Below are 10632 nucleotides of genomic sequence, written 5' to 3'. Positions count from 1 at the left end.
AAGTAGTCAAACCAGTCAAGAAGCCAGTAACCAAGTATGTACCAAAGACCAGGCTATAACTATCTTGAGTTACAATCGATAAAAAATTTGATACACTCTTTACCTAAATAGATGATAAAGGCTTTCGGATAGGGCTTATAGGACCTAAGAATCTTTTTTAGGTTTTATAAGCCATGTTTAAGTCTTGAATAACCAGTACAATACAACTAATAAACCAATAAGCATGAAACATCAGTTCTCTAACATTAAGTGTTATTACATTGAACATCGCATTTGATTTTGCCCTCAAATTGAAAGTATAAAATCCTTGCCTGGCAGCAATATTTTGACTTAAAATATTGCTATTTCTCTACTTTTCAATCTTATTTCCTGCAGTTTTTGATACCTGCAAAACTAATTATGAGCTCATCCGAAAACCAATTTTACTCTCAAAAATCAGTAAAGTTTCAGATCAGGTAGTATGAAACTTACTGATTATCGAAATGTGGATTCAAAGAAGAAATATTGAGTTTTTGGATGAGCTCATATTATACTCGTTTTGGAATAGGCTCAATAATAAAGCCATTCTTGATGATGACAGCTTATGGAATGTAGAGGTAAGGCTTGTTCTCTGCGGGCAGGATAGCCCGCCCCTAAGGATCTATAGTTTCCAATGTTAAAGTAAGTGTCAATGAGAAAGGTGATATCTCAGATAATTATGGTTTCAAGGTAAGATCTTAAATTATTCAGAAGGGTATTGATGCACTCATTTTGAAGAGGATACCTAAAGCAGCAATGTTGTTGCCGAACACAGATATATTGCAAAACATACTAAAGTTAAAATTGAAATCTCGGAAAATATGCTGCTTTTTTAAATTATATGGAATTTGAGAATTTAAAAATGAGTTAATACCACAATTAAAGTGTATATCTGAAATTAAGTATAATATAAAGCTTCTTTTGTAAATACAAGTAGTATAATTACTCGATGAATGTAAGTATTTTTATATTTTTTTCGGCTAATTTAAGACATGTCAACCTTTGATGGTTGGCAGGACAATTGGAAGACAATAGAACAATAGGACTTATGCTATTGAACTGAGAAATCAATAGCGGGAATTGTAAACCATTCAAATCAAAGTATAACAGATTTGTTCGTGATTTATTTTGAACCTCATATGCATGAGTCCCTTGGAGATAGAAATAAAACTGTAACAAATGATATTAAAAATTAGATTAAATGTGTTAAATTAAAAACAAAAAGAGGATTAGTACTATGGGAAAAAAATTTGACGGAATAAAAAAGTTCATGTGTATGTTTACACTGGTCTTTTTTGTAATGTCATTGACAGCTGCATCAGTAAGTGCAGGGTCAAATGATACATATAAAGTAGAGAAGGCAAAGTTAGATACAGAGAAAGATAAATTGGAAAACGAAAAAATAGTAGTATTAAAAGAGAAGGTTACATTAGAAAAAGAAAAACAGAAGTTGGAAGTACAGAAGAAGAAATTAAGCAAGAAAAATAAAACTGACAAAGAGTATCAGAACTGGCTCGAGAACTATAATAAATTTTTAACCAAATATAACAAATGTCTAAGCAAATATAAAGCATGGGAAACCAAATACAATAACCATTTAAACAAATATAAATTCCTGGAACAAAAATATAAGAGATAAAAGCAGTGAGAATTGACTATAAAATAAGAAAACGGTGGCCATAAAAGACAGTGTGCCAATTTTTCTGTAAATATAAGTTTATAGAATAAATATAAGTTTCTAGAAGTTATTGGATAGAAAATTCGATATGTGGAGATCAATTTCATCCATAGCGTACAAAACTTAACTTAAATTTACAGCAAATTTGCGACACTGCCAGGTAATTTCCTGATAGGATTTTACGCGCTTGAGGGACAAATAAAAGCACACATAGATCTGTATGAATATTAGTATTCAGATATATTAGTGTTTCATGCTATTGATTTCTCAGTTCAAGCGCGTAATTTCTACTTAAATATTATCTCTTGTATTATAAATATATTCACACCCTTCTACCTTTTTCCTGTTATGCAGATATCACTGGAATTGTATTCCTACTCTACTATTTATTTCTGGTTTGGAAGGAGCCAGGCTTTTGATATTAAAAGCATGAATGCAATTGCTGAATAGAGAACTATTGTAAAACATGCAAAAAGCTGGAGCGAAAAAAATAGAAGACTTCTCCATTTTTGTCTTCAGATTAAACCTGAGCTTTTTCTATAAACTTTGTTCTCATTTCCCTCCTTTGCCTATTTCGAATCTGACAAAGTCAAGTTACAGTCCGGCTCTTTCAACCATTAGATCTGCCACATGTTTTGCATCTTTCAACGGAAAATCCTTTTCAGTAACCAGGCTTTGTGCCTCTCTTGCAGTAACCTCAACGTCACCTATTCGGCATGTGGTATCGAGCCCTTCGGGCAAAGCAGCAATCAACTCATCCATCGTATTTATGGGAAATTTTGCATCTTTAAGTATTTCAAGGATCTGTTCGTAAACTTCTTCCTTTACACCCATCTTTTCCCTCCAATACTGGTCTCTTTGTTTCTCACTTTAAAGAGCCTATAATATTGACTCCTGCCCATAATCCTGTTTTCATTTTATTTCCACATTTCCTTCAGGTTCATTTTTCCCCGTAAATTAAATGGTATTTGTAGCTATAGGCTATCCGTTTCCTGAACGGCATGTTCTCTTTCTGAAGGGTCATGATATCTTTCAGGTCGAGGTCTTTTATATTTTTGAATCCCGCAGCCCTGAAATATTCAAGCATTTTTTCAGGAGGAACTCCGTGCCTGTTTGGAAGTTCGCTGTCTATCTCTCTAGAGTAATGCCCTTTTCTAGGATTCCTTCTTTCAACAAGCAAAGTGAGGAAGTCACTTACAAGCCTCCTTGCATTTGTTTCGATTGAACCGTCATTCCAGACTCCATCAATAACAATAAGCTTTCCTCCTTCCACGAGCACTTTTTTCCAGTTCTGGACCGCAGTATCAGGGTGCGGAAGGGTCCAGAGGAGGTGGCGGTTGACAACAACATCAAATGACTCGGCCTTAAAAGGAGGAGCCTCAGCATCCCCTTTTTTGAAAATACTGTCAAATCCTCTTCTGGAAGCTTTTTCCCTGGCTTTTGCAAGCATTTTTCCCGAAAGGTCAAGGCCTGTAACATGATGTCCCATTTCAGCAAATAACAACCCGATTTCGCAGGTTCCACAGCCTACATCAAGTACCTTCAGCCTGCCTGGAGGAAGCAGGTTTTTAAACACATTTTTCCAGGCTTCTCTTTCAGCTTCACTCTTGATCCCATGCCCTTCATGGCTATCATAGGTTTCGGATGAGACATCCCATACACGGGCAATGGTCTGTTTGATCTGGTTTTCCTGAATGGTCATATTTTAACGCCTCTATTTATATTTTCAATTGAGGTAATGGTCCCGTTATCGAGGTAAGCAATCCTGTGGCAGACTTTCTTTAACACCTCAAGGTCATGGGAGATCAGCAAGTAGGAAACGCCTGTCTCCCTCTGAAGCTTCTGCATAAGGCGTAGAATCTGTGCCTGGACTGAAACATCAAGCATGGAAGTTGGCTCGTCAGCAACTATAAAATCTGGGGATAAAGCCATGATCCTTGCGAGCACTATCCTCTGGATTTCCCCTCCGCTGAGCTGAACCGGATAACGAGCAAGGTGTTCAGGGCGCAGCCCTGTAAGCTCTGCCAGTTCCTCTCCCCGTTTCAGGAGAGCTTCTTGCTTTAGCCCGGAATGGAGTTTCAGAGGCTCTATAAGGTTTTCAAAGGCTTTCATGCGGGGGTCAAGGGAAGTCTCAGGATGCTGGAAAATCATCTGGATTTTAGGGCGCAATTTCCTAAACTCTTTTTTTCCCATGTTCAGTATATTCTCTCCCTGAACCCGGATTTCCCCTCCTGTAGGTCTTTCAAGCCCTACAATACACTTACCAATAGTGGTTTTTCCTGACCCGCTTTTTCCGAAAAGTCCCACGGTTTCTCCGCGAGATACCGAAAAACTGACGTTTCTGAACACCTCAAGAGTCCCAAAGCTCATTGCCAGTTCGTTTACTGCAAGGACTGGAAGTGACACCTGATCCAGCCTCCTTTATGGTTTTTCATTTCAGGGTGTTTTCTGAAACACTCAATACCCGAGTACCTGCACCTCTCATGGAAAAGGCAGCCTTCAGGAAGGCTTATCCTGCTTGGGCTCTGCCCGCTCAGGGGAACAAGCCCGTTTCTGGGCTGAGCCCGAACAAGCCCTTTTGTATAGGGATGCAGGGGTGTGCCCAAAACTTTTGAAGCCTTATCCAGTTCCACAATCTCTCCTGCATACATCACAGCTATCCGGTCGCAAACCTCAAGAGCCAGATCGAGATCATGGGTTATCAGGAGCATTGTCTTCCCATACTCTTTTTTTATTTTAGTAAAAAGCTCCACTGCTCCTTCCTTTGCCTCGGGATCCAGCCCTTTTGTAGGTTCATCCGCAATCAAAAGTTCGGGCTCAAAAGAAAGAGACATGCAAGCGACCAAACGCTGCCTCATGCCTCCAGACAACTGATGGGGATAGAGGTCGCAGAGTTTTTCGGGATCTTTCAAAAGGAGTTTTTTCATGAGCCTCAGCGATTTTTTCATCCCCTCCTTTTTGTCAATTCCTCTTTCTTCGAAAACTTCCTCTATCTGAAGCCGGTTTTTCAGGACAGGGTTCAGGGCTCCGGCAGGGTTCTGTGGCATAAGAGAAATGCATTTTCCTCGAATTTTCCTGAGTTCTGAAGGTCTAAGGGAAAAAAGGTCCTGTCCATGAAAAAGCACTGCTCCTGAAATATTCGCGTTTGCCGGGAGAAGCCTCAGCAGGGCAAGACCGATAACAGATTTTCCTGACCCGCTTTCCCCGATTATCCCGAAAGTTTCTCCTTCCCTTACATTAAAGAAGACATGAGAAACTGCTTTCACAGTGTTCTCCCCTGCAGGGAACTCAACCGAAAGGTCTCTTATTTCAAGCAGACTCAATCGATTTCGCCTCCTTCGTGGTTTGGGTCAAGGATATCCCTCATGCCGTCTCCAAGGATGCTGAAAATTATCACAATGAATGTTATGGCAAGCCCGGGAAAGATTGTCTGATAAGGAGCTGTCCTCATGAATTCCTTTCCTGCGGAAAGCATTGCTCCCCATTCAGGCACATCGGCAGGCAGCCCTATTCCGAGAAAACTAAGTGTAGCAATAGAGAGAATTACGTGCCCAAAGTCAATTGTTGCAAGCACTAGGAGAGTGGCTATGGCATTAGGCACAATATGCTTGCGGATTATGTAAAAATCTCCGGCCCCTCCCGTTATGGCGGAAAGGACAAACTCCTGTTTTTTGATAGAAAGGACCTGCCCCCTCATCATCCTGGCGTACTTTGCCCAGTGGACTATCGAGAGGGCAAGCATCAGGTTGAAAATCCCGGTCCCAAGTGCCCCCATAATGGTGAGGGCAAAGATGACCCCGGGAAAAGAAAGGAAGATATCTATAACCCTGGAGATACTTTCATCCACAAGGCCTCCATAATAGCCTGCTGCACAGCCTGCGGCAGTTCCCAGAAACAGGGAAACCAGCACTACTCCTGAAGCAATTGAAAGAGAAGTCCGGGCCCCTATCAGGATTCGGCTCAGGAGATCCCTTCCAAGATAATCAGTACCCAGGATGTGCTCCTCTGAAGGGCCCAGATTCTTGTTTTTCAGGTCAATTGCATTGGGGTCGTAAGGGGAAATAAAGGGAGCAAAAAGAGCAAGCCCGGCAAAAATCAAAAGGGCTGCCAGTGCAAAAAGCATATCTTTTCTTTGAAAAACTCTTTTTGCAAATTGACTTCCGTAAGCTTCCGGAAGCGAGAAACTCTTTTTTCTTAGCCGATTAGCAAATACATTGTCCATAATATCAGCCGTACCTTATCCGTGGGTCCAGATGCGTATAGAGCATATCCACAAGGAAATGCACAAAGAGAAACATCGTAACTATCGCAAGCACACAGCCCTGGACTACAGGCAAATCCCTGGCCGAAATCGAGTCCACAAGCAGGCTTCCTATCCCTGGCCAGGCAAAGATCTTTTCAATCACAACAGCTCCTCCAAGCAAACTCCCCATCTGAAAACCAATAACTGTGATAACAGGAAGCATGGCATTTTTAAGGGCATGCCTGCTTACGATTTTCCATAAGGGAAGACCTTTGGCTTTTGCAAACCTGATATATTCCTGTCCCAGAGTCTCAAGCATGCTTATCCTCGTAACTCTCATAACCGCAGCAACGGAATGAAGAGAAAGAGCTGCTGCTGGCAAAAACAGATTTTCCAGGCTCCCGTAACCTGCCACAGGCGCGAGTTTCAGCTTCAGGGAAAAGATCAGGATAAGAAGCAGAGCTACCCAGAAACCGGGCATTGAGACCCCAAAAAGAGTAACAATTCTAAGAATGTGATCCGAAATCCTGTTTTCCTTGAGGGCTGAGTAAATTCCCATACTTACTCCTGCAAGTATTGCAATTACCATACTCACCCCTGCGAGCTGTATAGTAGCTGGAAGGCGTAAAGCCAGAAGATAAAGGACTGGCTTTTTGAAAACATAGGAAGTTCCTATGTCTCCTGTTACTATTGCTTCTTTAATCCACCTGAAAAATTGTATATATAGAGGATCGTCAAGGTTGTATCTGCTTGATATCTGGTTAACCTGTTCTTTGCTTACGCTATCTTCCAGACCCACAAGAGTATGCTTGAGAACTAACTCAGCCGTACCTCCTGGAATAACATTCATAAGGAAAAAGGTCAGGGCACAAACTGCAAAAAGCGTAAGTATCATGAAGCCCGCCCTTTTTAGTAAATATTTCATTCTTCCTCCTCAATGTAGACAGAAAACGAGAATTATGACTTGTCCGCGTTACTTCGAGTGAAAGGAAAATCGAAGGGTACGGTTTAGCCTGCCATACCCTTTCGAGATTTCCTTCCGTTTTTACTTCTCGATATGCATATCTGCATTTATACGGTAGTCGTGAGCTGTCGGGTCGAAGACGTATCCTTTTACATAGTCTTTCTTTACGATTGCACAGCCGTAGTAAGCCACTATGATCATGGGCTGTTCATCATAAACGATAGCTTCTACCTCATTGAACTTTTTATAGCGTTCTTTAAGGTCCGTGATTTTTCTGGCTTCTGTTATCAAGGCATCTACTTTTGGATTGGAATACCCTGGTGTATTGTCAGTTCCGTTTGTCATGTACCAGTTTGTAAGAATATACTCTGGGTCCGGGACCATCGCAATATTGTAAGCTGCAAGGTAGAGGTCCCAGTCTCCCTTTTCCCTTCTATCATCGATTGACCCCATCTCCATAACTTCTGTCTCTATGCCTATGCCTGCTTCCCTTAACTGGGCAGCCATAGCTTCAGCCATTGGAGGAAGTCCAGGCCTTGCCGAATAAGTAAGCAGGTTGAACTTGAGGGGTTTTCCGTCCTTATCTCTTATTCCATCTCCATCAGTGTCCACCCAACCTGCAGCTGCCAGGAGCTCATCAGCTTTCTCAAGATTCTGGCTGTAGGGCTTCAGGCTCTTATTTGCCCAGACCATAGTGGGTAGGAAAGGACCTGCAGCAGCTTCTCCCACATTGTATAGTACGTTTTCTGCGATATCAGACCTGTTAATGGCATAGGACATAGCCTGCCTTACTCTGGCATCTTCAAGGGGTTCATGCTTTAGATTCAGGTCAAGTTTGTAAACTCTGGGAGTTTTGTACTTCTCTACGCTAATGCCATCTATGGCGTCAATCCTGTCAGTTTCACTATAGGGTACATCGACAGTAAAGTCAACGTCTCCATTTTCGATTGCCATTGCTCTTGTGTTTGGGTCAGATATCCCCTTAAGGATCATTTTATCAAGCCCCACTTCTCCTCCCCACCAGTTTTCGTTCTTTACAACCGTCAGAACTCTGGTCTGTTCGTCAAAGGATTCGAATTTATACGGGCCCGTTCCAACAGGTTTTACGAATTCTCCTTTTTCATTATAAGAAGAGGGACTTATTATAGCGGTATCAGGATAATGGAGAACTCCAGGAAGGATAGGATTGATTTCTTTGGTTTTGATTTTAAGAGTATAGTTGTCAACTACTTCTATAGAATCTACCTTTAGCATGGAAGCAACTTTCGAGTTTTCCGAAATGACTTTTTCCAGAGTGAATTTTACTTCTTTTGCAGTCATTTTGCTTCCGTCATGGAAAGTAACATTATTTCTTAGCTTAAATTCCCAGGTATTTTCATCAAGTTGTTCCCAGGAAGTTGCAAGCCCGGGCTTAAGCGAGAAATCTTCATTGGCACCAACGAGAGTTTCGGTTATTGCAGCTTTCTCGCAGATCAAGGTACCGTCACCATTAACTGGATCAATCGATTCGATATTCCACATCTCACCAAGTACAAGGATATTATCGTCAGAGCCTCCTTCCGGCTGGGAGGCGCCCTCCAATCCTGAGGTAACTTCCATCCCGGAGACAGCGTTGTCCGTTTCATTTTCTTCTGGACTGCTGCACCCGGAAGTCGCCAGGATGGCGCAGGTCAGCAGGATAATTAATAATATAATCAAGGGAGAGTTTTTATTTTCCATTTTGGAACACCATCTTTTTTAATGAATTTTATTTTCGGCCGCAGATGAGATAGTATTGAGAACTGCGTACAATCCGTTCACCTAACGGCATCTTTTCTTTCTGGGCAGCTCTTACTTCTTTCAGGTCAAAAACCTGAATATTTTCAAAACCCGAATTCGACAGGTACTCCTTTACTTTTTCAAGCGGAGCTCCTCCGGAATGCGGAAGCCGGGCTTTGAGTTCATTGGAATAGTCAGAGTGTCCTTTTCGGGGGTCTTTTCTTTCAAGAAGCAGGGTCAAAAGAGCACCTGCGTTTCTGCGAACCCTGAATTCCAGGGTCCCCTTATCCCATACTCCATCGATAATCACGACCTTCCCATTTTTCCGTAGAACCCTGTTCCAGTTCTCTACGGCTACTTTTGGATTCGGGAGTGTCCAGAGAAGATGACGGCTGAATACAATGTCAAAAGAGGATGTATCAAAAGGAGGGTTTTCTGCATCTCCCTCCCTAAAGGTTATGTCAGCTCCGCAGGCTTCAGCCTTTACTTTTGCTACTTTCAGCATTTGTCTGGAAATGTCAATTCCCGCGACCTCATGCCCTATCTCAGCAAACAATAAGCTTAATTCTCCTGTCCCGCAGCCGACATCAAGAATTTTCAAGCCTTTTTCCGGAAAGACATCCCGGAAAGCGCGCTTCCAGGCGTCTCTTTCTTTTTGACTCTGGATCCCGTGTCCTGCATGAGTATCAAAAGTCTCGGATGCAAGGTCCCATTTATGGGCTACCATTTCTTTGATCTGGATTTCTGAAGAAGACATTAACAGGTACTTAATTATCTTATGATTAATAATTTTCTATTTTGTAACACTAATTGTAATAAAACTGTATATTAATAACATTAAGTGATTGTTCTGTTTTATTTAAGGTTACAAAAAAGATATGGATATTTGAGTAGATCTTACGAGGAGCCGGTAAAGATCGTTTATTTATCTCTCAGACAGGTTTACAAGAGTTAAGAACAACTCGTCTATGGTGGTTGAACTAGACAATGCCTCGTTTTTCCCTGTGCAACTGGCTTGTTTTGATTTGCCACAGGTGGAAAGATGATTATAGAAAGGCCGGGGTGCAGGACAGAAAAAGAATGGAAATTTTAGATCGGTTTTCCAGGGATGATAACATATTCCTGTTTCTTATGGAGAACTGGCCGGTTAGAATAAGAAGTTTTTGCGGTTACCCTGTTTTTGAAGAAAAAATTTTTCTTGATCGATAATTTTATAAAAGATATGTATATATATTTTAAGCGCGGAGGCTCCGTCTTCCAGTTTTAGATATATTGAGCATTACATATCTGGAAGCTATAGAGCTCTGGCTGGTGTTTTTTTCTGTGTCCAGCCAATATTAGAGGTTCTATCCCTTATATTGAAATTTCTCCCGATATCACTTAAAAAATAAGTAAGTTCCTGTAAAAAAGTTACCTATAAAAAGTTACCTATAAATACACTGTATCCTTCTGCGTTATGTTGGAATTATATACATTGGGACTTGTGCACCTACAAGACAAAATCACGCACAATAAGAGCCGTAGTTAAAGATGAAGTTTAGACAGTTAAAGGTTTAACGCTATCCACGTTTCAACCGCGTAAGTCCTAATAATATAATTCCTCTAGATAACCCTGACTGTCTTAAGTTCATCCTGTTTGTATTCAACGTCTTTAGCGTTATGTTTATTTAAACATAACGGTGAAACCCACGGTGGTGTACAAATTGTATAAAAATTCAGATGAAGAAAAACACCAGATGGAGACGATTCTGAAGCAGGTAAAGGATCCTGAGCTGCTTTCACAGATCGAAAAGGTCGTCCCCTTTCACGGCTTCCTTACTTCCGGAGCATTAATCGGTATCCAGATGCTCAATATTGCAAAGAAGGAGCTTAATGTCCAGGATGGAGAGCGAATATACGCGACCTGCGAAACCAAAAGCTGCATGCCTGACCCATTCCAGATCCTTGCCGGAGCTACCATCGGAAACAATG

The 10632-nt window shown here is 41.3% G+C and carries 10 protein-coding genes; 2 read left to right on the top strand and 8 right to left on the bottom strand.

Annotation, left to right across the window (positions count from 1 at the left end; translation table 11 throughout):
- The first annotated feature begins 1255 nt into the window (after positions 1-1255).
- Positions 1256-1657 (top strand): hypothetical protein, encoded by a 402-nt coding sequence (locus tag BP621_RS04330; RefSeq protein WP_292388154.1) that lies wholly within the window; start codon positions 1256-1258, stop codon positions 1655-1657.
- Positions 1658-2290: 633 nt separating this feature from the next.
- On the opposite strand, the gene BP621_RS04325 is transcribed toward BP621_RS04330, so the two are convergent.
- From BP621_RS04325 to BP621_RS04290, 8 genes are all read right to left on the bottom strand, one after another.
- On the bottom strand, positions 2291-2530 hold the full coding sequence (locus tag BP621_RS04325; RefSeq protein WP_292388153.1) for an MTH865 family protein: 240 nt from the start codon (positions 2528-2530) through the stop codon (positions 2291-2293).
- A 106-nt stretch (positions 2531-2636) separates the two neighbouring features.
- Entirely contained in the window at positions 2637-3398 is a 762-nt protein-coding gene (locus tag BP621_RS04320) for a class I SAM-dependent methyltransferase (RefSeq protein ID WP_292388152.1), read from the bottom strand.
- The gene (locus tag BP621_RS04315; RefSeq protein ID WP_292388151.1) at positions 3395-4102 is read right to left on the bottom strand and encodes an ABC transporter ATP-binding protein; all 708 of its coding nucleotides are present in this window, start codon (positions 4100-4102) and stop codon (positions 3395-3397) included. Before BP621_RS04315 ends, BP621_RS04320 begins: the two co-directional genes overlap by 4 nt.
- Positions 4078-5019 carry an ABC transporter ATP-binding protein gene (locus BP621_RS04310; protein WP_292388149.1) on the bottom strand — a complete coding sequence of 314 codons (942 nt, stop codon included), beginning with the start codon at positions 5017-5019 and terminating at the stop codon, positions 4078-4080. The genes BP621_RS04315 and BP621_RS04310 overlap by 25 nt, the downstream gene beginning before the upstream one ends.
- Complete coding sequence (locus BP621_RS04305) at positions 5016-5918, bottom strand: ABC transporter permease (RefSeq protein WP_292388148.1); 903 nt, start codon at positions 5916-5918, stop codon at positions 5016-5018. Before BP621_RS04305 ends, BP621_RS04310 begins: the two co-directional genes overlap by 4 nt.
- A 4-nt stretch (positions 5919-5922) precedes the next feature.
- The gene (locus BP621_RS04300) at positions 5923-6864 is read right to left on the bottom strand and encodes an ABC transporter permease (protein ID WP_292388147.1); all 942 of its coding nucleotides are present in this window, start codon (positions 6862-6864) and stop codon (positions 5923-5925) included.
- A gap of 120 nt (positions 6865-6984) precedes the next feature.
- Entirely contained in the window at positions 6985-8622 is a 1638-nt protein-coding gene (locus BP621_RS04295; protein WP_292388146.1) for an ABC transporter substrate-binding protein, read from the bottom strand.
- A gap of 28 nt (positions 8623-8650) precedes the next feature.
- Positions 8651-9418: a class I SAM-dependent methyltransferase gene (locus BP621_RS04290; RefSeq protein ID WP_292388145.1), complete on the bottom strand. Its 768-nt coding sequence runs from the start codon at positions 9416-9418 to the stop codon at positions 8651-8653.
- Between the two features lie 946 nt (positions 9419-10364).
- Here BP621_RS04290 and BP621_RS04285 point away from each other — a divergent pair.
- A partial coding sequence (locus BP621_RS04285; RefSeq protein ID WP_292388144.1) for an FmdE family protein occupies positions 10365-10632 on the top strand: 268 nt, incomplete at its 3' end.

The sequence above is a fragment of the Methanosarcina sp. UBA5 genome (assembly GCF_002505485.1).
Lineage (GTDB): Archaea > Halobacteriota > Methanosarcinia > Methanosarcinales > Methanosarcinaceae > Methanosarcina.
Note: the sequence above shows the minus strand (reverse complement) of the source record. Positions and strands in the feature narration are given on the sequence as shown.